The organism is Azorhizobium sp. AG788 (assembly GCF_943371865.1).
In the GTDB taxonomy this organism is placed as follows: Bacteria; Pseudomonadota; Alphaproteobacteria; order Rhizobiales; family Xanthobacteraceae; genus Azorhizobium.
On sequence record NZ_CALRWL010000035.1, the window covers coordinates 37,892 to 62,645 of the forward strand.

19 protein-coding genes and 1 pseudogene are annotated in these 24,754 nt (G+C 66.8%); 2 read left to right on the top strand and 18 right to left on the bottom strand.

The genetic code is table 11. The annotated features are described in order from the left end of the window. Window positions 1-323 precede the first annotated feature (323 nt). The 15 genes from AAG816_RS18650 to AAG816_RS18720 form a co-directional block, all read right to left on the bottom strand. Complete coding sequence (locus tag AAG816_RS18650) at window positions 324-1,076, bottom strand: aldolase/citrate lyase family protein (protein WP_341991179.1); 753 nt, start codon at window positions 1,074-1,076, stop codon at window positions 324-326. Next, the gene (locus tag AAG816_RS18655) at window positions 1,073-2,608 is read right to left on the bottom strand and encodes an AMP-binding protein (RefSeq protein ID WP_341991180.1); all 1,536 of its coding nucleotides are present in this window, start codon (window positions 2,606-2,608) and stop codon (window positions 1,073-1,075) included. Before AAG816_RS18655 ends, AAG816_RS18650 begins: the two co-directional genes overlap by 4 nt. 35 nt (window positions 2,609-2,643) lie before the next feature. After that, window positions 2,644-2,976 (bottom strand): cupin domain-containing protein, encoded by a 333-nt coding sequence (locus AAG816_RS18660; RefSeq protein WP_341991181.1) that lies wholly within the window; start codon window positions 2,974-2,976, stop codon window positions 2,644-2,646. A gap of 21 nt (window positions 2,977-2,997) precedes the next feature. Next, window positions 2,998-3,876 carry a branched-chain amino acid ABC transporter permease gene (locus AAG816_RS18665; protein ID WP_341991182.1) on the bottom strand — a complete coding sequence of 293 codons (879 nt, stop codon included), beginning with the start codon at window positions 3,874-3,876 and terminating at the stop codon, window positions 2,998-3,000. Next, the gene (locus AAG816_RS18670) at window positions 3,869-4,666 is read right to left on the bottom strand and encodes an ABC transporter ATP-binding protein (RefSeq protein WP_341991183.1); all 798 of its coding nucleotides are present in this window, start codon (window positions 4,664-4,666) and stop codon (window positions 3,869-3,871) included. Before AAG816_RS18670 ends, AAG816_RS18665 begins: the two co-directional genes overlap by 8 nt. Then, the gene (locus tag AAG816_RS18675; RefSeq protein WP_341991184.1) at window positions 4,663-5,640 is read right to left on the bottom strand and encodes a branched-chain amino acid ABC transporter permease; all 978 of its coding nucleotides are present in this window, start codon (window positions 5,638-5,640) and stop codon (window positions 4,663-4,665) included. Before AAG816_RS18675 ends, AAG816_RS18670 begins: the two co-directional genes overlap by 4 nt. Further along, a complete protein-coding gene (locus AAG816_RS18680) occupies window positions 5,609-6,367 on the bottom strand; it encodes an ABC transporter ATP-binding protein (RefSeq protein WP_341991185.1) in 759 nt (252 codons plus the stop codon). Before AAG816_RS18680 ends, AAG816_RS18675 begins: the two co-directional genes overlap by 32 nt. 2 nt (window positions 6,368-6,369) lie before the next feature. Further along, window positions 6,370-7,512, bottom strand: a complete 1,143-nt coding sequence (locus AAG816_RS18685) for an ABC transporter substrate-binding protein (RefSeq protein WP_341991186.1) — start codon at window positions 7,510-7,512, stop codon at window positions 6,370-6,372. A gap of 139 nt (window positions 7,513-7,651) precedes the next feature. After that, on the bottom strand, window positions 7,652-9,220 hold the full coding sequence (locus tag AAG816_RS18690; RefSeq protein ID WP_341991187.1) for a hydantoinase B/oxoprolinase family protein: 1,569 nt from the start codon (window positions 9,218-9,220) through the stop codon (window positions 7,652-7,654). Window positions 9,221-9,231: 11 nt separating this feature from the next. Further along, the gene (locus AAG816_RS18695) at window positions 9,232-11,295 is read right to left on the bottom strand and encodes a hydantoinase/oxoprolinase family protein (protein WP_341991188.1); all 2,064 of its coding nucleotides are present in this window, start codon (window positions 11,293-11,295) and stop codon (window positions 9,232-9,234) included. Between the two features lie 4 nt (window positions 11,296-11,299). Beyond that, window positions 11,300-12,106, bottom strand: a complete 807-nt coding sequence (locus tag AAG816_RS18700) for an IclR family transcriptional regulator (protein ID WP_341991189.1) — start codon at window positions 12,104-12,106, stop codon at window positions 11,300-11,302. A 374-nt stretch (window positions 12,107-12,480) separates the two neighbouring features. Then, window positions 12,481-14,568, bottom strand: a complete 2,088-nt coding sequence (locus AAG816_RS18705; RefSeq protein ID WP_341991190.1) for a methyl-accepting chemotaxis protein — start codon at window positions 14,566-14,568, stop codon at window positions 12,481-12,483. A 193-nt stretch (window positions 14,569-14,761) separates the two neighbouring features. After that, window positions 14,762-17,974 carry an efflux RND transporter permease subunit gene (locus AAG816_RS18710; protein WP_341991191.1) on the bottom strand — a complete coding sequence of 1,071 codons (3,213 nt, stop codon included), beginning with the start codon at window positions 17,972-17,974 and terminating at the stop codon, window positions 14,762-14,764. Window positions 17,975-18,110: 136 nt separating this feature from the next. Further along, window positions 18,111-19,340 (bottom strand): efflux RND transporter periplasmic adaptor subunit, encoded by a 1,230-nt coding sequence (locus AAG816_RS18715; RefSeq protein ID WP_341991192.1) that lies wholly within the window; start codon window positions 19,338-19,340, stop codon window positions 18,111-18,113. A 23-nt stretch (window positions 19,341-19,363) separates the two neighbouring features. Next, window positions 19,364-20,248 (bottom strand): alpha/beta hydrolase fold domain-containing protein, encoded by an 885-nt coding sequence (locus tag AAG816_RS18720; RefSeq protein ID WP_341991193.1) that lies wholly within the window; start codon window positions 20,246-20,248, stop codon window positions 19,364-19,366. Window positions 20,249-20,431: 183 nt separating this feature from the next. Between AAG816_RS18720 and AAG816_RS18725 the strand changes: the two genes are divergently transcribed. Beyond that, window positions 20,432-21,355 (top strand): LysR substrate-binding domain-containing protein, encoded by a 924-nt coding sequence (locus tag AAG816_RS18725; RefSeq protein WP_341991194.1) that lies wholly within the window; start codon window positions 20,432-20,434, stop codon window positions 21,353-21,355. Between the two features lie 23 nt (window positions 21,356-21,378). Here the strand turns inward: AAG816_RS18725 and AAG816_RS18730 are convergent, their stop codons facing one another. The 3 genes from AAG816_RS18730 to AAG816_RS18740 form a co-directional block, all read right to left on the bottom strand. Next, window positions 21,379-22,629: an MFS transporter gene (locus AAG816_RS18730; RefSeq protein ID WP_341991195.1), complete on the bottom strand. Its 1,251-nt coding sequence runs from the start codon at window positions 22,627-22,629 to the stop codon at window positions 21,379-21,381. A gap of 308 nt (window positions 22,630-22,937) precedes the next feature. Next, window positions 22,938-23,468 carry an RNA 2',3'-cyclic phosphodiesterase gene (gene thpR / locus AAG816_RS18735; protein ID WP_341991196.1) on the bottom strand — a complete coding sequence of 177 codons (531 nt, stop codon included), beginning with the start codon at window positions 23,466-23,468 and terminating at the stop codon, window positions 22,938-22,940. A 72-nt stretch (window positions 23,469-23,540) separates the two neighbouring features. Continuing rightward, the gene (locus AAG816_RS18740; RefSeq protein WP_341991197.1) at window positions 23,541-24,023 is read right to left on the bottom strand and encodes a GyrI-like domain-containing protein; all 483 of its coding nucleotides are present in this window, start codon (window positions 24,021-24,023) and stop codon (window positions 23,541-23,543) included. Between the two features lie 491 nt (window positions 24,024-24,514). On the opposite strand from AAG816_RS18740, the pseudogene AAG816_RS18745 reads away from it, so the two are divergent. Then, window positions 24,515-24,754: pseudogene (locus tag AAG816_RS18745) on the top strand (diaminopimelate epimerase); the annotation flags it as partial.

A 24,754-nucleotide genomic window follows, 5' to 3' on the forward strand; every position in this document is an offset into this window, starting at 1 on the left:
TCGGTGTCAGCGGCTCTGCTGCGGGTCCCGTCATTGGGACGAATAGGGTGCGCCATCAGCGTTGACGGCACGCCTTCTCCATTCAAGAGACGTGCCAGATGGCAGGTTTTCCTAAGCGTCTGGTATTGTTCGCATTCTAGAAAGAGCGAAAAAGCGGCATGTCGGCTTCTGCGTGGATCTCAGGCAGAATGAGAGGGCAGTTGCTTGCGCTTTGTGCGCTGCAGCGCGGCTGGTCCCCAGCGGTGCGGCCTCAAAGGCGCAGAATGGCATCCAGCCCCTGTGAGGTTGAACACAGGTGCGTGGTCCCATTTCTGGCGGGCGTCTCAGCTCGGAAACCCCGCCTTCTTCGCCTTGGCGGCGTCCAGCAGCCAGCTCTGGTCGGAGCCGCAGATGAAGGCATCATAGCCTTCCGCCATCCGCTCGCGGATTTCCGCCGTGCCGGGCACGAACAGGCCGGCGGCGATGCCGGCGCCTTGGCAGGCGCGGCCCACGGCGCGCACCGCCTCTGTCACCTTGGGATCGGCGGTGCTCTCCACCTTCAGCGACAAGGACAGATCCGCCCGCCCCACGAACAGGCAGTCCACCCCCGGCACGGCGGCGATGGCGTCCAGATGCGCCAGCGCCTCCTCATCCTCGATCTGGCACCAGACCGAGGTCTCGCCGTCCGCTGCCGCGAGATAGGCGGTGGCGCCGCGGGTGCCGTAGCCGCCGGCGCGGGGCGAGGGCGAGAAGCCGCGCCTGCCGGCATATTTGGCCGCCGCCACCGCGGCTTGCGCATCGGCCACGCTGCGCACATGGGGCACCACGATGCCGGTGGCGCCCATGTCGAGGCAGGCGGCGATGGGGCCGGGCTCCAGCCCCGCCACCCGCACCAGCACCGGCAGGCCGCCGGCCCGGCCGGCCAGGATCATGCGGTCCAGATCGCCGGGGGAGAAGGGCGCATGCTCCGCGTCGATGACCACGCAATCGAGCCCGGCCAGGGCAAGGATTTCCATGTTCTGGTAAGCGGCGGTCTTCACGAAGGTGCCGATCAGCGGCCGCTTGAGACGATCGCGGAAGGCTTCTGGCGCTGTCATGCGGAGGCTCCGCCTTGGGGTTCGGTGAGGCTCTTGGCGTCGCGGTCGCGCAGCTCGGTCTTGACCACCTTGCCGTAATTGTTCTTCGGCAGGGCCTCCACATAGACATAGTGCTTGGGCCGCTTGAACCGGGCGATGCGCGACAGGCAGAGCGCATCCAGCGGCTCGGGCGGGGCGGTGCCCACCACATAGGCCACCACCACCTCGCCCCATTCCGGATCGGGCCGGCCGATCACCGAGACTTCCTGCACCTGCGGATGGGTGAGCAGCACCTCCTCCACCTCGCGGGGATAGATATTGGTGCCCCCGGAGATGATGAGATCCTTGGAGCGGTCCTTCAAGGTGAGATAGCCAGCCTCATCCAGAACACCGACGTCGCCGGTATGGAGCCAGCCGTCCTTGAGGGCCTTGGCGGTGGCGGCGGGGTCGTTCCAATAGCCGGACATGACGGTGGGGCCACGGCAGATCACCTCGCCCACTTCGCCTGCGGGCAAAGGCGTGCCGTCGCCATCCGCCACCGCCACATCGATCATGGCGAAGGGCCGGCCCACGGAACCCAGCTTCTCGCGCCAGCGCGGATCGGCGCGGTTGGCGATGTCCTCGCGGCCGAGCGTGGTGATGGTCATGGGCGTTTCGCCCTGGCCGTAGATCTGCACCAGCCGGTCGCCGAACACGTCGAGCGCCGCGATGGTGTCCTCCACATACATCGGCCCGCCGCCATAGACGATGGAGCGCAGGCGCGCGGGATCGAACGCCACCCCGGAGGCCACCAGCCGCTTGACCATGGTGGGGGCGGCAAACAGCGAGGTGCGGCCCCAATGAGCCGCCAGCGCCAGCATTTCGTCCGGCTCGAAGGCGCCGCTTTCGGGCACCACATTGATCGCCCGGCGCATCACATGGGCCATGATGTAGAGGCCCGAGCCATGGCTCATGGGCGCGCCGTGATAGAGCACGTCGCCGGGCGCGATGGGGTCCACCTCGCTGGCATAAGCATAGGACATGGCGGCCAGATTGCCGTGGGAGAGCAGGGCGCCCTTGGGCCGGCCGGTGGTGCCGGAGGTGTAGAACAGCCACGCCAGATCGTCATCGGTGCTGGGATGGACGGCGAGAGGCTCTGCTCTGAGCAATTGCTGATAAGCGGCACCGCCAATGGGCAGGACGTGGCGCAGGCTGTCGGGCGCGAACGGCGCCAGCGCGGCATCGAGGTCCTTGGAGGCGAAGGCCACGGTGGCGCCGGAGTGCTCGAGGATATAGCCGAATTCCGAGCCGTGCAGCTTGGCATTGACCGGTACCGCGACCGCACCGGCCAGCCAGATGCCGTAGAGAATTTCCAGATATTCCGGGACGTTCTTGGCGATCACCGCCACCCGCCCACCCACCGGCACCTGAAGGGGCCCGCGCAGGGCACCGGCCAGGCGCGCAGCGCGCTCGGCCAGCGCCCCATAGGTAAGGAGAGTGGCAGTGCCAAAGCCCACGGCCGGGGCATCGGGGCTTTCGCGGCCGGCGCGGGCGAGCCACAGCGCAAGGTTCATGGGACTACCTCTTCGGGGCCTGGCGCGCGGTGCGCTCAGGCGTATTCGGGGCGGCGGGGGGTGAAGACATCCAGATTGATCACTGGCTCATCGCCCACCACCTCGCCCCAGTGGCGCACGTTGGGGGGAATGACGATGACGCCGCCGGGGCCGACCAGATATTCGTCCTCGCCCACGAAGAAGCGGATGGTGCCGGAGACGATATAAGCGATCTGCTCATTGGGATGGCTGTGCGGCACCGGCTCGTGGCCGGGCATGAGGCGATGCAGCGCCACGGTCGCGCCATCACCAGAGACCGCCTTGCGGTCCACGCCCTGGCGCACCGGGGTCCATTCCATCTCGTTCCAATTGATGCGGGTGATGTCCATGGCAAGCTCCTGGAGATAGGGTTATTTGGCGGCGCCGAGAATGCCGGATGGCCGGATGAACAGGAACAGCAGCAGCACCGAGAGCGCCGCAACAGTCTTGAGGCCGGCGCCGAAGCCGAGGATGGCCAGCGACTGGATCAGCCCCAGCATCAGCCCGCCCAGGAACGCCCCGAACGGCCGCCCGAAGCCGCCGACGATGGCGGCGATGAAGCCGGAAATGGCGAACGGTACGCCCACGTTGAAGGCGGTATATTGGGTGGGGGTGATGAGGATGCCGGCCATGGCGCCCAGCGCCGCGCTGATGGCGAAGGCCGCCGCCAGCATGCGCGAGACCGGGATGCCCTGGAGGGCGGCAGCCTCGCGATTGATCGCCACCGCCCGCATGGCCTTGCCGGTGCGGGTCAGGCGGAAGAAGGCGGCCAGCGCCGCCACCGCCAGCAGGGACGAGCCGACGATCCACAGCAATTGATAGCTCACCGCCACGCCGCCGATCTGGATCGGCGGGCTGTCCGTGAACATGGGCAGGGTTTTCGGCTGGTCGCCGCCCACCAGCAGGGTGAGGCGCTCGATGACGATCTGCGCCGCCAGCGTCGCCAGGATCATGGCGAACATGGTGGCCTTGCGGTCCCACAGCGGGCGCACCACCACCCGCTCCAGCGCCACCCCCACCAAGGCGACGAAGGCGATGGCGATGAGGGCGGCAGGCAGCAGGGGCAGGCCGTAGCGGTTGAGCAGCGCCTGGGTGATCATCCCGCCCAGCATGACGAACGCGCCCTGGGCGAAGTTCACGATGCCCGAGGCGTTGTAGATGACGCAGAAGCCGATGCCGATCAGCCCGTAGACGCAGCCGATGCCGAGCCCGGACACCAGCACCTGGGGAATATAGGAAAAGTCAGCCACGGCCGGCCTCCGTCCTGCGGGTGGGAGCGGTCTCGGTGCCGCCGAGATAGGCGGCGATGACGGCGGGGTTGGCGCGCACTTCCGCCGGGGTGCCCTCGGCGATCTTGCGGCCGAAATCCACCACCACCACCCGGTCGGCGGTGTTCATCACCAGGGTCATGTCATGCTCGATCAGCAGCACGGTGGTGCCGGCCTCCGCAATGCGGCGGATGATGCGGGAAAGCTGTTCGGATTCCTCCCCGTTCAGCCCCGCCGCCGGCTCGTCCAGCAGGACGAGGCGCGGATCGGCGGCGAGCGCCCGGGCCATTTCCAGCAGCCGCTGCTGGCCGTAGGAGAGGCCCGAGGCGTGGGCGTCCGCCTTGGCAGCAAGTCCTACGAAGGCGAGCAGATCGCGCGCCCGTGCCTCCACCTCCCGCTCCTCCCGCCGGGCGGCGGGTGTGCGGGCGAGCGCTGCGAACAGGCCGGCCTTGGTGTGCAGGTGGCGTCCCACCTTCACATTCTCCAGCGTGGTGAGATCCTCGAACAGCTTCACCAACTGGAAGGTGCGCACCAGCCCGCGCGCGGCCACCTTCTCCGGCGCCAGGCCGGTGATCTCGGTGCCGTCGAACAGGATGCGGCCGGATGAGGGGGGCAGGAAGCCGGAGATCAGGCTGAACAGCGTGGTCTTGCCGGCGCCGTTGGGCCCGATCACCGCGGTGACGCCCTGCGTGGGCACCGAGAAGCTCACATCGTCCACGGCCACCAGCCCGCCGAATCGGCGGGTGACGTTTTCCAGAACCAGGCGGCTCATTTGTCCCCCCGCGCGGCAAAGAGGGAGGACAGGCCCTTGGGGGCGTAGATCAGCATCACGATCAAAGCCGCGCCATAGGCGAGGTCCTGATAGTCCTTGAAGCCGCGGAACGTTTCCGGCAGCAGGCTGATGATGAGCGCGCCCACCACCGGGCCGGCGATGGTGCCGATGCCGCCCACATAGAGCATGGTGAAGGTGAGAATGACCATGTGCAGGCCGAACACTTCGGGACTGACGAAGCCCACCACATGCACGAACAGCGTGCCGGAGAGCGAGGCCAGCGCCGCCGACAGGATGAAGGCCAAAAGCTTGTAGCGCGCCACCGGAATGCCCAGCGCGCGGGCCGCCTCCTCGCTGCCCGCCACGGCGGAGAGCGCCCGGCCCATGCGCGAGGTGCGCAGGCGGGCGGAGAGGAAGGTGGCACCCGCCACCACGCCCGCCAGCATCAGCAACTGGCCGCGATCGGAGGTGATCTCATAGCCGAGTGCCCCCATGGGCGGGATGCCGGACAGGCCCATATAACCCTGGGTCACCGACTGCCATTCCACGGTGATCTCATAGACGATGAGCCCGATGGCCAGCGTGCCCATGGCCAGATAATGGCCCTTCAGGCGCAAGGTGGGATAGCCGATGGCGCAGGCGGCGGCGATGGCCAAAGCCATGCCCACGGCCATGGCCGGCAGCGGCTCCCAGGCATAGGTGGCGGTGAGCACGGCGGAGGTGTAGCCGCCGATGGCCGCGAACGCATTCTGCCCGAACGACACCTGATTGGCGAAGCCCATGAACAAATTGAGCCCGATCACGAACACCGCATAGATGAGCGCGAATGACACCACGGTGGCGGGATAGCCGCCGGCGAAGGCGGCATAGCCGACCACGCCCGCCACCGCCGCATAAGGCAGCGCGGCGCGCCAGTTGCGGCGGCCTTGGCGGGGCTTCGTGTCAGGCGAAGTAATGCTGAGCGAGCTCGTCATAAGAGGTGATCTCGCGTGGATCGAGAGTGGCGACGATGCGGCCCACCGACAGCAGGTAGGCGCGATTGGCAAGCTGCAGCGCCAGCGGCGCCTTCTGCTCCACCAGGATGATCGAGAGGCCCTCGCCATTCAGCCGGCCGAGGGTCTCCAGGATTTCTCCGGTCACGCGCGGGGCAAGGCCGAGGGAGGGCTCGTCCAGCAGCAGCACCTGGGGTCCTGCCATCAGCGCCCGGCCGATGGCCAGCATCTGCTGCTCGCCCCCCGACATGGAGCCGGCGATCTGGGTGAGCCGCTCCTTCAGGCGCGGAAACAGCGCCATCACCTTCTCATGGCGGCGTTGGAACTCGTGGCGATCCTTGAGGCGATAGGCGCCCAGCTCCAGGTTTTCCGCCACGCTCATGGGGCCGAAGATGCCGCGCCCTTCCGGCACCAGCACCACCCCGCGCGAGGCCACCGCCACCGGATCGAGCCGGGGCAGCGCCGTGCCGCGCAGATGCACGCTGCCGGAATTGCTCACCAGCCCGAGGATGGCCCGCAGCAAGGTGGACTTGCCGGCGCCATTGGGGCCGAGCACCGCCACCAATTCGCCCTCGCCCACGAACAGGTCCGTGGGGTGGAGCACTTCCACATGGCCATAGCGCGCGGACAGCCCGCGCGCCTCCAGCATCGGGACGCTGCCGGGGGCGGGCGCGGCGGAGGCCGCCTCCCGCTGCGGGGCGAGCGCCATGCTCACTGCACCACCTTGATCTTGCCGTTGACGATGGTGGCCAGCACGAACGGGTTGATGGTGATGCCCTGGTGCACTTCGGGGGAGAAATTGTAGACGCCGGTGGTGCCCTGGAAGCCGGTGATGCCCTCATAGGCATCGCGCACCGCTGAGCCCTCGAACGACTTGCCCTTCTCCAAGGCGGCGGCGGTGAGCATCAGCCCATCCCAGCCGCGCGAGGCCCAGTTTGGATCGCGATCGCCATACTTGGCCTTCCAGGGGCCGAGGAACTTAGTAATCTCGGCCTTCAGCGGGCCTTCGGGCAAGGCGTCATAGACCTGCGAGGGCGAGGCGACGAAGAAGAACTTGTCACCCAGCACCTCGGCCACCGGGCCGAACACCGCCAGGTCTTCCAGGCTGGTCATCAGCAGCATGTCGGCGCCCAGCTGCTTGATGTTCTTGGCGGCGGTGAGCGTGGTGCCACCCAGCCCGATCTTGAGCACCGCGCCAGCACCGGCTGCGCGCATCTTGCTGATCTGCACCGAGAGGTCGGCATCGTCCTGCTTGTATTGCTCGATGGCGACGATCTCGATGCCGTATTTGGCCGCCACCTTCTCCGCCACGCTCTTCTGGAGATTGGCGTAGGGCGTGGGGTCATGCAGGATGCCCACCTTCTTGATCTGGGTCTTGTCGCGCAGATATTCCAGGCGCTTCTCCACCTCGAAGCCCGCCGGGGGCAGAGTGGAGAAGGCCCACTTCAACTGGTCTGGCTGCTGCGGCAGGATGGAGCACAGCATCATCGGCACCTTGGCCCGCACCAGCAGGCCGGCGGCGGCGAAATTGCCCGCCGAGACGCAGCCGGAGACGAACACCTGGGCGCCGTCGGAGGACAGCATCTTGCGATAGACCGTCACCGCTTCCTGCGGTTCGGAGCGGTTGTCCTCCACGATCACCTGGATCTTGCGGCCCATGACGCCGCCACGGGCGTTGAGCGCTTCGGCGGCCAGTTCCACCCCGTCGCGCCAGGCGCGATCCACGGTGGCGGCATAGCCGGTGAGGCCGGCGGAAATGCCGACCTTGTAGGTCTCCTGCGCCGCGGCGGCGCCGGCGGCGAGAACCGACACGGCGCTGAGCAGGCCGGCGGCAATGAAAGTGCGAAACGTCACGGCGTCCCTCCCGAGGTTCTTTTTTGATGCGTTTGGCGTCATCACTGTCCGGCCTTTGGCTGCGGCCGGTTCTGCGTCCACCGCACCCCGCCGAAGCGGGACGCGACTGTCGGATTGGCGCAATGCGCCGGAGGTCGGATCAGGCGGCCTTGGGTGGGCCGTAGCCGCCGCCGCCCGGTGTTTCGAGAGTCACCACGTCGCCGGCCTGCATGGTCAGTTTCTTGGCTTCGCTCACCGGCTGGCCATTGACCAGGAACCGTCCCGCCGCCCCTGGTGCACCGCCTGCGAGGCCGTCCGGCCCATTCTCCAGCCGGCTGGGCACCGCATTGAGCAGCCAGGGATGCTCGGTGCGCATGTGGAACTGGATGGTCTGGCCGTCGCCACCGCGGGTGCGGCCGGCGCCGCCCGAACCGCGGCGCAATTCCTTGCGATCGAACACGATGGGCATCGCGGCTTCCAGGATCTCGATCGGCACGGCGGCGACGCCGGTGGGATAACAGGTGGCGCTCGGCCCGTCCTTCTCCGCCCGCGCGCCCATGCCGCCGGAATAGTTGAACATGGAGGAGGTGAACGGGCGCCCGTCCGCCTGCTTGCCCTGCACCTGCATGGTCCACACCGCGCCGGAGCCTTCCGCCAGCACCCGTTCCGGCATCACCTGATAGAGCGCCTTGAGGATGGGCATGGGCACATACATGCCCACCACATGGCGGGCATTCACCGGCGCCGGATAGCTGCAATTGATGATCGAGCCTTCCGGCGCCCGGATCTCGATCGGGGCCAGCGAGCCAGTGTTGTTCGGCAGGTCCGGATTGAGGCAGGAGCGGATGGCGAAGGTGGAATAAGCGTGGGTGTAGTTCAGCACCACATTGATGCCGGTGGCGGTCTGCGGCGACGAGCCGGTGAAGTCGACGATGATGGATCCGGTCTCCGCATCCACGGTCACAGCGGTCTTCAGGGTGATGATCTCGCCGCCGGGCACGTCGAACTGGCTTTCGCCATGATAGGTGCCGGCTTTCAGCTTGCGGATCGCCGCGCGGGTCGCGTCTTCCGAGCGTTGGATGATCTCGTCGGACAGGGTCTCGATGTCGGAGAGCCCGGCGCGGCGGCACAGCGCGATCAGATGCTCGGCGGCCGCCTGGCCGGAGGACACCTGCGCCGAGAGATCGCCGAACACCGCATCGGGCGTGCGCACATTGCGGCGGATGATGGCGTGCAGCACCTCCACCGGCTCGCCCTTGTCATAGAGCTTGAGCGGCGGGATCCACAGGCCTTCTTCATGCACGTCGCGGGCACCGGCGCCGATGCCGTAGCCGCCGATATCGGTGTGGTGGATGGTGGAGCCGATATAAGCGATCAGATTTTCACCGTCGAAGATCGGGGTGAGAATGGTGATGTCGAAGAAGTGGCCGGCGGAGAGCCAGGGATCATTGGTGATCAGCACGTCGCCGGGGCTGCATTTTCCCTCGAACAGCCGCACCAGATGGGCGCCGGCGAAGGCAAGCGAATTGATGTGGCCGGGGGTGCCGGTATTGGCCTGCGCCACCATGCGGCCGCGCTTGTCGAACAAGGCGCAGGCGAGATCGCCAGCCTCGCGCACGATGGGGCTGAAGGCGATGCGCTGCAGGGCCTTGGCCCGCTCCGTGACCACGCCGATCAGGTTCGACCACAGGATTTCCAGCTCGACGCCATCCATTTTGAGTTCGGACATATTTCTCTTCCTCAATTCTTGGTGGCGACGATGCAGCCGAAGCGGTCGATGGTGGCGGTCCAGCCGGGCGGGATCGCGGTGGTGGTCTCGCGTTCCTCGATGATGGCGGGGCCGGTGACGCTCTGGCCGGTGGCCAAGCTCATGCGCTCATAGACCGCCGCGTCCTGGTCATCGTTCCAGGCGTGGAGCTTGCGGAACGCCTTGGGCGTGCCGGGCGCCTGCGAGGTGCGTGCGGTGGCGTGGAAGGGCACCACCGGGCCGCGCGCGGTGACGCGCCAGGTGACGATTTCCATCGGCACATGGGAGGGGTTCACCCCATAGAGATGGTGATAGGCGGCGGCGAACAGATCGGCGATGGCGGCGCTGTCGCGGGCCTCGCGCGGGTCGGCGTCGAAGGTGACGTTGACCTCATGCTGCTGGCCCAGATAGCGCATGTCGGCGCCGATCAGGATGGTGACGTCAGCGCTGGCGCAACCGGCCTCGCGCAAGGCGGCGCGCCCCTCGGCTTCCAGATCGCCGATGATGCGGGCGACGCGGTCCCAATCCAGCCCGTCCACGCGTGTGAGGTCGGAGCGCACCAGATCGAGCCGCACCGGCGTCACCAGGGTTCCGAACGCGGACAGTACGCTGGATTGCGGCGGCACGATCACCGCCGTGCTCTGCAACAGGTCCGCCACGCCGCAGGCATGCAGCGGGCCGGCGCCGCCGAAGGCGAACAGCGGCAAGCCGCGATAATCCACGCCGCGATCGGTGGCATGGGTGCGGGCGGCGGACGCCATGGCCTCAGTGACGATGCGATAGATGCCGCGCGCCGCCTGGATGCGCGAGACCTTGAGGTCTTCGCCCAGCCGGGTCATGGCCGCGTTGGCGGCGGGCAGGTCGAGCGGCATGTCGCCGCCGAGGAAGTTCTCCGCATCGATCAGGCCCAGCACCAGATCCGCATCGGTGACGGTGGCCCCCTTGCCGCCGCGGCCGTAGCAGGCGGGGCCAGGATTGGAGCCGGCGCTCTCGGGACCGACCTTCAGCAGGCCGAGATCATCCACATGGGCGATGGAGCCGCCACCGGCGCCGATCTCGATCAGGTCGATGGACGGCACGGTGACCGGCAGGCCGGAGCCCTCCTTGAAGCGGTAGCGGCGATCCACCTCGAACAGGCCGGTGACCAGCGGGGTGCGGTTCTCGATCAGGCAGGCCTTGGCGGTGGTGCCGCCCATGTCGAAGCTCATCAGCCGGTCGATGCCGAGCATTTCCGCATAATGGCAGGCGGCCAGCGCCCCGGCGGCCGGGCCGCTCTCGATCATGCGCACCGGATTGCGGCCGGCGGTCTCCGCCCCCACCACGCCACCGGACGACAGCATGATGAGCGGGGTGTTGGAGAAGCCTTCATCGCGCAGGCGCTCGCTCAGCCGGCGCAGATAAGGCTGCGAGATCGGCATGGCATAAGCGTTCACCGTGGCGGTGGAGGCGCGCTGATATTCGCGGATCTGGGGGGCCACGTCGGACGAGGTGCAGATGAAGGTGTCGTTGAGCAGCCGTTGCAACTCGGTCGCCACCTGAGTCTCGTTGGCGCCATTGGCGAAGCTGTTGAGGAAGCAGATGGCCACCGCCTTTGCGCCCGACGCGCGCAGCGTGTCAGCCAGCGCGGCGATGTCCGCCTCGGTGGGGGCCAGCTGCACCGTGCCGTCGGCCAGCACCCGCTCCTTCAGGCCGAAGGTGAGGTGGGCGGGGACCAGCGGCTCGGGGAATTCGATCTGCGGGTCGTACATGTCGTAGCGGTGCTCGTTGCGGATGGCGAGCACATCGCGAAAACCCTCGGTCACCACCAGAGCGGTGGGCAGGCCCTTGCGTTCGATCAGCGCATTGGTGACCACGGTGGTGGCATGCACCACCACGCCGTTGACGTCGTCGGCGGAGACGCCAGCCTTGCCGAGCACCTGGTCAACGCCGCGGAAGAAGCCTTCCAGTAGATCGTGATGGGTGGTCAGGGTCTTGTCCACCTGGAGGCGGCCATCGGCGTGGCGCAGCACGATATCGGTGAAGGTGCCGCCAATATCGACGGCGAGGGAATAGGTCATGGGGTCAGGGTCTCCATCCCAGGCTCTTGGAGATGCGGCCGGCTGCGCCGACCACCTCCACCACCTGCGCGTCATCGGGAACGGGGGGAATGAACTGGGTGGCGCCGACAATAGCGATCGATCCCACAAGATCACCGCGATGGTCGAACACCGGGGCCGCCAGGGTGTTGACGCCGGTGATCACTTCGTCCGGGGCCGTGGACCAGCCGCGAGTCGCGACAGCCGCGATTTCGGTGCGAAGCGCGGCGGACTCGGAAATGGTGCTTGCAGTCCAGGCCTTGAGCGGCCCGGCCAATACGGTGTCGCGCAACGTTGCCGGGCCAAAGGCCAGCCACACCTTGCCATGGGCACTGGCGTGGAAATCCAGCCGGGTGCCGGGGCGGGTGGCAAATTCGATCAGGGTGCGGCCCTGCACCAGTTCCAGCACCACCAGTTCGGCATCGATGAGGGCGCAGAGCGTGACCGCCTGGCCGGTCTGGTCGCGCAGCCGCATCAGGTCTTCGCGGGCGGCGGAGAGTACGTCGAAGCGGGCGCGCAGGGCTTCGCCCAGCACCATCAATTTGACGCCCGCCTCATAGCGCCCGGTGTCGGGATCCTGTCGCACAAAACCATGGCGCTGGAGCGTGACCAAATGGCGATAGACGGTGGCCTTGGAGGCGGAAAACGCCGTCGCGATCTGTGCCAGTTGCACGGGGCGGCTCTGTAGCGCCAGGTATTCGACCATACGCAAGGCGAGGTCGAGCGTGCTGGTGCCAGTGGCTGAAGAGGGCGCCGCATCGCTTTGGGCATGCGGGGTCGCACGTGCTGGCACGGTCCGTTCCTCGTGGCGTTTCCGGTGCGTTTCATTTTGAATAATGAAACGTCATTTCATTATCATCAGGCTATTGGCTAGTTCGACTTTGGTCAAGGGTCGCTAAACCCTTTCTCATCTTGCGCTGCACCATGGACGGATCTTCGCCCGCCGTGCCGGCAGGCCTCTCGCGGCGGCACAGGAAGGCCTTCCGCCCTTTGGTCGCCATAGCCGGACGGGGCGCGCTGTTGCGCTATTGATGACTGGATCAAGAGCAGGCGAGCGCCGGCCGGGCGGTCATCTCACCCGGGAAGGGCGTGGATGGCGCCCGCGCAAAAGAAAATGGCCGCACGGATCGCTCCGCGCGGCCAGTCTGGGAGGATTGCGATGTGCGATCAGGCCGCCCGGACGGTGCTGAGGAAGATTTTCATCTCCCGCTGCAACAGGTTGCACTGGTCGGTCAGAGCGGCGGAGGCGTTCAGCACCTGTCCCGCCGCGGCGCCGGTCTCGTCGGCGGTCTTCGCCACGTCGGCGATATGCGTGGTCACGGAACTGGTGCCGGTGGCCGCCTGCTCCACATTGCGCACAATCTCGCCGGTGGCGACGCCTTGTTCCTCCACCGCCGCCGAAATGCCGGCGGCCACCTCGCTCATGCGGCGGATCTGGGCGCCGACGCCCTCAATCACCGCCACCGCCTGCTGGGTGGTCTGCTGGATGGCGCTGATCTGCGATTCAATTTCCTCGGTGGCCTTGCCGGTCTGGGTGGCCAAGACCTTCACTTCCGAGGCCACGACCGCGAAGCCCTTGCCGGCGTCACCGGCGCGAGCGGCTTCGATGGTGGCATTGAGCGCCAGCAGGTTGGTCTGCGAGGCGATGGTGGAAATCATGCCGATGAAGTCGCCGATGCGGGTGGCGGCCTGCGCCAGTTCCCGGATCACGTCGCCGGTCTTGGCGGCTTCTGCCACCGCGATCGCCGACATTTGCGAGGACTGCTCCACCTGGCGGGAAATCTCGCCCACCGAGGCGCCCAATTCTTCCGCCGAGGAGGCCACCATCACCACATTGGTGGACGCCTGTTCGGCCGCGGCGGCCACAGCCGTGGACTGGGACAAGGTGAGTTGTGCGGCGGCGGTCATCTTCTGGGCCGTCTGGTGCAGGGCGCCGGAGGCGGTGGATACGCCGCCGATGATGCCACCCACTGCCGCCTCGAACTGGTCTGCCAGCGCCAGCATGCCGCGGCGGCGTTCCTCTTCCGCCACCAAGCGGGCCTGCTTGGCCTCCTGCTCCATCTGGGCATTGCGGAACAGGCTGTCCTTGAACACCAGCAGGGCCTTCGCCATGGAGCCGATCTCGTCATGTCGCCGGGCGCCGGGCACCTCCACCGTGAGGTCACCGCCGGAGACTTCGGTCATCACCCGGGTGAGGGCCGAGAGCGGGCCGGTGATCCGACGCAGCACGATGAGCAAAGCGGCGACCGCAATGACCACAGAGACTCCCAGCGCGCCACTGTAGAGCGCGAGCATGCGCTGGGCCTCGGCGCGCGTGGCGGCCGCAGTTTCGCTCAGAGCATCCACTGCTGTCAGGGCAACCTTGCCGAGCGGAATGAGGTTAGTGGTCAGCGGCCCATTCCACTGGTCAAAGGTCAATTCGGTCTTCTGTCCATTGGCGATCTTGGCCACCAGAGCGTCCTGCAAGGCCTTGAAGTCGCCACTGAAGAAGACCGCATGGGCGTTGTCGATGGCGCTCTTGAGAGACTGGGGCGTGTTGACGCGATTGCCTATGCTGCGCACCTGGTTCCAGGCAAACTGGGTGCGCGCTTCATTGATCGTAAGGGTCTTCACTTCTTCCGGCGTCAATGGGCGACCGGCAGCCACCGCGAAGTTCATCATCAGCCCATTGGAACCGCCGAAGCTGCGGGCGGCCCAGGCCATGACCCGTGCGGTTATGATCGGAGCTAGGGAGGCATCATGCAGCAGGATCTCGTCTTCGACGGTGGACGAGAGTTGCTCCAGCGTGGTCAGCATCTTCTGACCTTCGGCGTCGATTGTCTTGCCCACATCGGGGTCGCGCTGGGAGAGAGGCAGGTTGAAATCCCGCTCGATCTGCGGGCGCAGGGCTTTGATGATCTCGTAGTCACTGCGCAGCTTGGCCACCTGCGGCTTGAAGGCGGGGACGTCCACCTTGTCGAAATTGGCGAAGGCGGCCGCCAGGGCAGCGTCGGTGGCGGCCCGCTGGGGCCGCACAGTCGCCGCCAGCGTGGCGGAATTCTCCGCCTTCAGGCCGGTCATGCTGTTGCCACGCTCGAAGCGGAATTGCGACAATGCGTTAAACAGGTAACGATCGATATCCGCCAGTTCGGAGACCTCAGAGGCAGCGTCATAGGCGCGGTAGGCATTGAGCAAGGCGACGGAGCACAGTCCGGCCAGGATCAAACTCAGAATGCCGAACATCGAGATCAGCGTTGTCTTGATCGACAGGTGCATGACGGTGCCTAGTGTGTGAATACAGTCTTCGGCACCTTGGGGTTGAATCCTTGTGTGAAGCTGACCACAGCATAGGTATCAATGTACGCCATCAGAGGCGTCTCCGGCACCGGCGGCGAACCGCCGGTGCCGGGTTGAGGGATGACAGGAACCGGGCGGTGTTCCCGCCCCCCTCAAGCGGAAGGCCTTGTTCTCAGTGGTGCGGGGCGGGCACCGGCGGGGCCGGGTGCGGGCCGGGCCCCTCCAACGGCTCCACCGCGCCGTGGTGGACCAGCGGCCGGTTGCCGGCGAGGCGGCGCAGCAGCACATAGAACACCGGGGTGAGGAAGATGCCGAACACCGTCACGCCGATCATGCCGGCGAACACCGCGACGCCCATGGCATGGCGCATTTCCGCGCCTGCTCCGGTGGAGGTGACGAGCGGCACCACACCCATGATGAAAGCCAGGGACGTCATCAGGATCGGCCGCAACCGCAGCCGGCTGGCCTCGATGGCGGCGGCCACCGGGGTGTAGCCGGTGAACTCCAGTTCGCGGGCGAACTCCACGATGAGAATGGCGTTCTTTGCCGACAGTCCCACCAGCACGATCAGGCCGATCTGGGTGAAGACATTGTTGTCGCCGCCCGTGTACCAGACCCCCACCATGGCGGCGAGCAGGCCCATGGGCACGATCATGATGATCGCCAGCGGCAAGGTCAGGCTCTCGTACTGAGCCGCGAGTACCAGGAACACCAGCAGGATCGACAGCGGGAACACCCAGATGGCGGAGTTGCCGGCGATGATGTCCTGATAGGTCAGCTCGGTCCATTCGAAGCTGAAGCCCTTGGGCAGGGTTTCCGCCGCGATGCGTTCTACCGCCGCCTGCGCCTCGCCGGACGAGAAGCCGGGCGCCGCGCCGCCGTTCACGTCGGCGGAGAGGAAGCCGTTATAGCGCATCGCCCGCTCCGGACCCGCCGCCTGCTTGACCTTGAGCAGAGCAGAGAGCGGGATCATCTCGCCATTTGACGAGCGCACCTTCAACTGGCCCACATCATCCGGGCGGGCGCGGAATTGCGCATCGGCCTGCACCCGCACGGTGTAGGTGCGCCCGAAGGTGTTGAAGTCGTTCACATAGGCCGAGCCCAGATAGATCTGCAGCGTATTGAACACGTCGGTGACGGCGACCCCCAGCTGGCGGGCCTTCACCCGGTCGATGTCGGCATAAAGCTGGGGCACGTTGACCTGATAGGAGGAGAACAGCCCCGCCAGTTCCGGCGCCTGGGTGGCCTTGGCCATGAAGGCCTTGGTGGCCTGGTCGAGGGCCTCATAGCCGAAGCCGGCACGATCCTCGATCTGGAGCTTGAAGCCGCCGATGGTGCCCAGCCCCTGCACCGGGGGCGGCGGGAACATGGCGATGATGGCCTCGCGGATGCCGGCATATTTCATGTTCAGCGTCATGGCGATGGCGCCGCCGTTCAGGTCCGGTGTCGTGCGTTCCTCGAACGGCTTGAGGCTGACGAAGACGATGCCGGAATTGGACGAGTTGGTGAAGCCGTTGATGGACAGGCCGGGGAAAGCGATGGCGGATTCAACGCCCGGCGTCTTCAGGGCGATGTCGCTCATCTGGCGGATCACCTCCTCGGTGCGGTCCAAGGTGGCGCCGTCCGGGAGCTGGGCGAAGCCCACCAGATACTGCTTGTCCTGGCCGGGCACGAAGCCGCCGGGCACGGTCTTGAACATGCCCACCGTGAGCGCCACCAGGCCCAGATACAGCACCATCATCAGCGTCTTGCGGGAGATCACCGCCTTGACGCCATTGCCATAGGCCGTTGAACCGCGGTTGAAGGCTTTGTTGAAGCCGCGGAACAGCCATCCCAGCGTCGCATCCAGGATACGGGTGAGGCGGTCCTTGGGCGCGTCGTGGCTCTTCAGCAGCAACGCTGCCAGAGCCGGGGACAAGGTGAGCGAGTTGAAGGCCGAGATCACCGTCGAGATGGCGATGGTGAGGGCGAACTGCTTGTAGAACTGGCCCGTCAGCCCGGTGATGAAGGCCAGCGGCACGAACACCGCGATCAGCACCAAAGCAATGGCGATGATCGGGCCGGAGACCTCGCGCATGGCCTTGTAGGTGGCCTCGCGGGGGGCAAGGCCGGCCTCGATATTGCGCTCCACATTCTCGACCACCACGATGGCGTCATCCACCACGATGCCGATGGCCAGCACCAGGCCGAACAGGGTCAGCGCATTGATGGAGAAGCCCAGCACATACATAACCGCGAAGGTGCCGACGATGGAGATGGGCACCGCCAGCAGCGGGATGATGGACGCCCGCCAGGTCTGCAGGAACAGGATCACCACCAGCACCACCAGCAGCACCGCTTCCAGCAGGGTGTGGATCACCGCATCGATGGAGGCGCGCACGAACTGGGTGGTGTCGTAGACGATGGCATATTCCACGCCCTCCGGCATGTTCTCCTTGATCTCGTCCATCACCTTGCGGACCTTGTCCGAGATGGCGATGGCGTTGGAGCCGGGGGACTGGAACACAGGCACCGCCACCGCCGACTTGTTGTTCAGCAGCGAGCGCAGGGCATAATCGGCGGCGCCCAATTCGATGCGGGCGATGTCGCGCAGCCGGGTGATCTCGCCACGGGTGCCGGTCTTGACCACGATCTCGCCGAACTCTTCCTCGGTGGCAAGGCGGCCCTGGGCATTGATGGTGAGCTGCACGTCGAGGCCGGGCACGCCGGGCGAAGCGCCCACCACGCCGGCGGCTGCTTGCACGTTCTGGGCCTGGATCTCCGCCACCACGTCACTGGCGGAGAGGCCGCGCTCGGCCACCTTCTGCGGATCCAGCCACACCCGCATGGAATAATCGCCGGAGCCGAACAGTTGCACATCGCCCACGCCGTCGATGCGGGCGAGGCGATCCTTGACGTTGAGCACCGCATAGTTGCGCAGATACGTCATGTCGTAGCGGTCATTGGGCGAGAGCAGATGCACCACCATCATCAGGTCGGGGGAGCTCTTGATGGTGGTCACGCCCAGGCGCCGCGCCTCTTCCGGCAGGCGGGGTTCGGCCTGCGAGACGCGGTTCTGCACCAATTGCTGCGCCTTGTCGGGGTCGGTGCCGAGGCGGAAGGTGACGGTCAGCGTCATCAGGCCGTCGGTGGTGGCCTGGCTGGTCATGTAGAGCATGCCCTCCACACCATTGAGCGATTCCTCAATAGGGGTGGCGAGGGTCTCGGCGATCACCTTGGGGCTGGCGCCGGGATAGGTGGCCCGCACCACGATCTGCGGCGGCACCACCTCGGGATATTCCGAAATGGGCATTACCCGCAATGCGATGAGGCCGCCCAGGAAGATCAGAACGGACAGCACACCGGCAAAAATCGGCCGATCGATGAAGAATTTGGATAAGTTCATGTCGCCCTCGCACCCTTGCGGGTCAAAGCCGCCTTGGCCGGCCTGCGGGGCAGGTCGGTTGCGGCGTGCTCATAGTCAGGTTCAGGCCGGACTCAGCGGCGCGGGGGCAGTCCCGGCGCCGGGTCCGATCCTTTGATCAGCGTTGCGCGACGTCCGCGCCGCCTTTGGCGGCATCGGCGGACGCCACGGTCATGGGCACCACCTCGGGGGCAACCACGGCTCCCGGCCGCAGCTTCTGCAAGCCGTTGACGACGATGCGCTCGCCGCTCTTCAGGCCGCCAGTCACCACCCGCAGGCCGCCGAGGGCGCCGCCAAGGGTGACTTCGCGATAGATCGCCTTGTTGTCGGCATCGACCACCAGAACATATTTCTTGTTCTGGTCGGTGCCGACCGCGCGCTCGCTCACCAGCAAGGTGGGCTCCGCCTTGGGCTGGCCCATGCGCACGCGCACGAACTGGCCGGGGATCAACTCGCCATCGGGATTGTCGAACACGGCGCGCACCCGCACCGTGCCGCTCTTGGCGTCGATCTGGTTGTCGATCAGCTGCAGCTTGCCGTGGCGGGTCACGGCACCGTCGGCGGCGGTGAGGATGTCCACCGGGATGCGTGCCACCTGGGTCTGGGCCAGGGTGCCGCCGCCCAGCGCCTTCAGGGCCTTGAGCACCACATGCTCGTCAGCGGCAAAGCTGGCATAGATGGGGTCCACCGACACCAGCGTGGTCAGCAGCGGCGCGGTGGCGCCGGAGGCCACCAGATTGCCGGTGGTGATCTCCAGCTTGCCCACCCGGCCGGACACCGGCGCGCGGACCTGGGTATAATCCAGATTGAGCTGCGCCGCCTTCAGCGCCGCCTGTGCGGCGGCATAATTGGCGTCGGCCTCGCTGCTGGCATTCTCCCGCTCGTCGAGCACGCGCTGGGAGACGCTGATCTTGGTCTCGAACAGCCGCTGGCCGCGCTCCAGGTCGCTCTTGGTAAGGGCGACGCGGGCCTGGGCGGCGGCCATCTGGGCTTTCAGCCGATCCACCTCGGCGGCATAGGGGGCCGGGTCGATGGTCAACAGCAAGTCGCCGGCCTTCACCAGTTCGCCTTCGCGAAAATGCACCTTCTGGATCTCGCCAGCGACGCGGGCGCGCACTTCCACCCGCTCCACCGCTTCCAGCCGGCCGGAGAACTCATCAAACGGCGTGACGTCGCGACTTTCCACGATCGCCACCGCCACCGGCATGGCGGGGGGCGCCTTGGCGGCAGCATCGCTGGCCACGGCGCGGGAGATCATTGTGGGCGAGACGAGCGCATAAGCGCCGCCAACCGCAGTGAGGGCGACGGCGGCACCGAGCAAACGGGCGCGTAGGGACAAACGGAGCATGGCGGGCCTCCTCGGCCGGACGATCAAAGATTGGTGGGTGCGGGCCCGGCCGTCTGGGCGGCCGTGGCGCAGGATGAAAAATCCGCGAGCGGATCGGACAGGAAAGCGGAGAACAGCGCCTGCACCGCGCTGGCCCACGAGGCACGGGGTACGCCGTCCTCCGGCAAGGGATCGGCCATGGCCTCGGGCCAGCCGGTGGGGCCGGGCAGGGTGTGGGCGCTGGCGCGCACGCCCGCCTCCCGCAGCCGCGCCGCATAGCGCAGCGCCTCGTCATGCATGGGGTCGTCCACCGAGGTCACCACCAGGGCCGGTGCAATACCGGCAAGCCGGGAGGCGCCCATGGGGGCCGCATAGGGATGGGCCGCCTTGTCGGCGGTGCCCAGATAAGTGCGCCAGCCCTCCGCCCATTTGCACCCCACCGAGCCGGCGTCGGCGGCGCGGAGCGATTGGGTGGCCAGGCAGGCGTCCAGCATGGGGGAGAGCAAAATCTGGCCGGCCAAGGGCGGCATCCGTTGGTCGCGGGCGATCAGCGCCAAGGCGGCGGCCAGATTGCCGCCGGCTTCCTCACCGGCCACGAAGATGGAGGATTTCTTGGTGCCGAACCGGGCCCGGTTCTCATAGAGCCAGAGCAGCGTGCCATAGGCCACGTCCAGTCCGTGGGGGAAGGGCTGCTCGCAGGCCAGGGGATAGGCCGCCGACACCACGGTCGCGCCGGCCTTGGCCAGCAGGCAGGAAATCATGCCGCCGCATTCCAACGAACCGCTGACGAAGGCGCCGCCGTGCAGATGCAGGGCGATCGGCGCCGACCGGCGCGCCCCATGGGCGCGATAGATGCGCACCACCGTTCCAGCCGCGGGGCCGGTGGTGACGCGCTCTTCCATCAGATTGGCGGCGGCTGGAGCGGGCATCGGGCAAACCAATAGCGCTCGCGCCACGGGCTGCGGCGCGAAGAGACCTCAACGGTCTTGTGCAGTGCGGCAACCATAGATGCGCTAATTATCCGAATAAAGTCGCAAAAATAGACTACATTATTTCTGTGAAGGAATAATCTCGCGATTTTGGCGCGGAATGTGGCCGAATGGAGCACCGCGATGGACCAACTTGCCGCAATGCGGGGGTTTGTAAAAGTGGCTGAGGTGGGCAGCTTCAGCAAGGCGGCGCTGGTGCTGGACGTACCAAAGCCCAGCCTGACCAAGCAGATCCAGACCCTTGAGGCGCATCTCGCCACCAAGCTGCTCAACCGCACCACCCGCCGGGTCACGGTCACGCCCGATGGCGCGGCCTACTATGAGCGCGCGCTGCGGCTGCTGAGCGATCTGGATGAATTGGACGGGGCGATGGCGCAATCCCAGGCGACGCCAAAGGGCCGTCTGCGGGTGGATGTGAGCCCATCCCTGGCCAGTTCTATCATCGTCCCGGCCGTGCCTGCCTTTCACGCCCGCTACCCCGACATTCAGATCGACCTGAGCGTCACCGACCGGCCGGTGGATCTGCTGGCGGAGAATGTGGATTGCGTGGTGCGAGCCGGCACGCTCACCGATCTCTCGCTGGTGGCGCGGCGGGTGGGGGACATGCAATTGCGGACCGCCGCAGCCCCGGCTTATCTGGCGCGTCACGGCATGCCAGCGACGCCGGCCGATCTGGAGCGAGAGTCCCATCGCGTCGTCGGCTATCTCAATGCGCGCACCGGGCGCACCCACCCATTCTCCTTTTATGATTCCTCAGGGGCAGAGATCGACATCCTGGGTCACCACGCCCTCGCGGTGAACGATGGCAATGTTTACATGACGGCGGCCTTGATCGGCCTCGGGGTGATTCAAGTTCCCACCTTCATGCTGAATACGCATCTTCAGTCCGGTGCGCTCGTGCCGGTGCTGGGGGATTGGGCGGTGCCCAGCATGCCGCTGCATGTGGTCTATCCGCCGAACCGTCACCTCTCCAACCGGCTGCGGGTGTTCGTGGACTGGATCTCCGGGCTGTTCGTCGGTCCCGATTTCGGTGCGCCATCGCGCTGAGCGGCGGGGGGAATCGGCTCCGGTCACGTCTTGCCTGTGGGACTGCGCGGGTGCCCGGACAGGGTATCCGCCTCGCGCAGGGCCGGGAATAGTCGCATCCAGGCCAGGGCGACGAGAACCGTTCCGACCCCGCCAAGAATGCCCGCCGGCACCGCGCCCAGCAGGCCAGCCGTCATGCCCGATTCAAACTCCCCCAACTGGTTGGACGTGCCGATAAAAAGGGAATTCAGGGCGTTCACCCGCCCGCGCATGTCGTCGGGGGTGGCCAGTTGCACCAGCGAGTGGCGGATGACCACGCTCACATTGTCGGAGGCGCCCAGCACGCACAGGGCACCCAGCGACAGAAACAGATTCGTGGAGGCGGCGAACACCACCGTCGCGACCCCAAAGGTGATGACCGCGGCGAACATCTTCAGCCCCACCCGTCGGTCCAGGGGCATTCGGGCCAGCACGAAGGCCATGGCCAGCGCCCCCACCGCCGGGGCCGAGCGCAGTAGGCCCAGACCCCAGGGGCCGGTGTGGAGAACGTCGGCGGCAAAAATCGGCAGCAGCGCCGTGACCCCACCCAGCAGAACCGCGAACAGGTCCAGCGACAGGGTGCCCAGCAGCAAGGGCCGCGTCCGCACGAAGCTCACCCCCAGGAAGACCGAGCGCAAGGTGATGGGTTCGCGCTTGGGTGGCGTTCGCTCCAGTTTGATGGTCGCCATGGCGACGGCCGCGCAGAGGAAGAAGGCCGCCGACACCGCCAGCGGCGCCCGCGCGCCCAGCACATAGAGCAGGCCCCCCAGCGACGGCCCGAGAATGGTGGCAGTCTGCATGGCCGAGGACGACACCGCGATCGCCTTGTGCAGAATATGTTCCGGCACCAGCCCCGGCAGCAAAGCGGACAAGGTGGGGTGCTCGAACGCCCGCGCGCCTCCTAGAACCGCCACGGCGACGAAGATGCCCGGCAGGCTCAGGGTATCGGTGGCGGCGCCCAGCGCCAGACCGGCGAGGGTGAGGCCCTCCACGCTCTGGCACACGATGACAACGCGCCGTCGGTCCACCCGATCGGCCACCGTGCCGACGACGAAGGTCAGCAGCACCATGGGCAGGAACTGGAACAGGCCCACGAGGCCGAGATCATAGGCGCTGCCGGTTTTTTCATAGACCATCCAGCCCACGCAGACCGAGGCGATCTGGAACCCCATGGCGGTGAGCACGCGGGAGATCCAGAAGCCGAGGAACGCCGGGTGGCGCGACAGGCGGTCGGAGGCGGCGGCAAGGCTGGTCACGGACATATCCCCTGGCAGGCGGCGCGAGTTCGCCGCGGCGCGGCCCCGGCAGAACCCGCCGCAGACCGGGCTGTCTGGACGGACCCCTGATGCTGTCTAATGACTAATGGGTACGGGAGGAACTGTTCCCGAACGGAACGTGTAACAATCCCAGCCCGGTTGCATGCTCCGCCGAGATGTCATGTGAGGCCAGCGGGTTGGGGGTCGTTACGGGTGATGTTCGGCAGGTGGGTGAAAGGGGGGAATTGCACGTTGTTCGCGCCCCGTGCGCGGCTCCACTGGGACCGGTGATCGCCGCCACCTGCCGCTCAGGTCAGCGGATACTCCGCCTCGACGATATAGGGGCCACCCCCTACCGAATCCCGCGAGGAGTACAGCACGAACCGCGGCACGTGGAACGGCGTGCTGCGATAAAGCCCCCGTAACGCCAGATAATCCGCCACCTGCCGGGTGGAGGCATCCCGCAGCCGCGCCAGGGTCACGTGCGGCTTGTAGGTGCGCTCCGGCGAGAGGCCGAGGCGCTGCATGATGCGCTCATGCTCCGCCTGCAACTCCAGCAGCGCGGTGTTGGCCTTCACCGAAGCGAACACTGCGCGCGGTTTGTGCCCACCGAACTGGTCGAGCCCGTCCAGCACCACATCGAACGCCTTGCGGCGCACCTGCCCCAGCATCTGGGCGATGTCGCGGGCGAGCGCATCGTCCACATCGCCGACGAAGCGCAGGGTCACATGGTAGAATTCCGGGTTGATCCACCGCGCTCCGGAAATGCCGCCCCGCAGCAGCGTGAGCCCGGAGCCCACCTCTTCGGGAATTTCGATGGCCGTAAACAGCCGAGGCATCTGAACCCCCGCGCGCCGAGAACAAGACCGGGCCAGTGAATGAGATTCGCGGCCCCGTGGGAAGCTCCCCCCTCAGCGCACCGGCACCAGAATATCCAGCAACAGCTGGTCGGGCGGGGTGGTGCGGGGGTCGGTGTGATACTGCTCGATGTAGAATTCCAACGCCGTCACGTTGCGGGCATCGAGATAATTGGCGATCTGCTCATAGGTGTCGTCCATGTCCGCGAACGAGCCCTTGTGCATGAATTTCAATGCCTTGCCATTGAATGACGCAGCGAGGCGCACATTGTTGCCGGGCTTGTCCGAGGTCGCGCCGGAGAAGGGGATCTGGGCCTCATACTCGAACCCGGCGTCGTCGCTCTGGGTGTAGACCACGAACACTTGGCCGGCCTGGGTGAGGCCGAGCTTGTCCATCTCCACCTGGATGGCCTTCAGCGACCCGACGATGGAATCATAGCCCTCATCCCAACTGGAACTGCCGGACTTCGAGAGCACCGGCACCGGGGTCATGACGATACCCTCGCCGGTGAACACCGTCTGTGGCGCGCCGTGCATGGTCGGCGGCGGCGGTACCGCGGGAGCGGGGGAGGTGGGGGCTGGGGCGGGAGGCACTGGCGCGGCGGGGGCTTGAGCCTGGCCCGCGGCCGGTGCTTCCGCCGGGGGCGGGCTCGCGGCGGGCGGAGCATTGGTTGCCGGGGACTGGGGCGCGGGCGGCGTCTGGGCGCCGGCTGGCACCATCAGGCCCCACAGGCACGCCAATACGAGACCGGCGCGCAGCGCCGGCTGGGCCGGGCCCGGGACCCTGGTCTGTCCACGCCCAGACCACCGCATCGCACCGATCCTGCCCATGGGATGCCTTTCCTGGCTGGCCGCTAGGCCAGCGAATGCCGTTTTGTTGCATGCTTTTAGCATGTTCTGCCCCACGCCCTATGCGACCTGTGCGACTTCCCGAACGGCAGACGTGAGGCTTGCCCCGCCGCGAGGGGGTGGCGCTGCCGCCCTGTCCCGCCATATAAGGGCTGACCCCTGCTCGATTTCCAGGCCCCATGCTCGCCCATCGCCCCTTCGTGAAGATGAACGGTCTCGGCAACGAGATCCTCGTGCTTGATCTGCGCTCCGATCCCGAAGAGGTGTCGGCGGCGGCGGCGCGCGCCTTGGCCCGGCCCGGCGTGCTGCCGTTCGACCAGGCCATGGTGCTGTATCCGCCCCGTTCCGAAGGCAGTGCCGGCTTCGTGCGCATCCTGAATTCGGATGGCTCCGAATCCGGCGCGTGCGGCAACGGCACC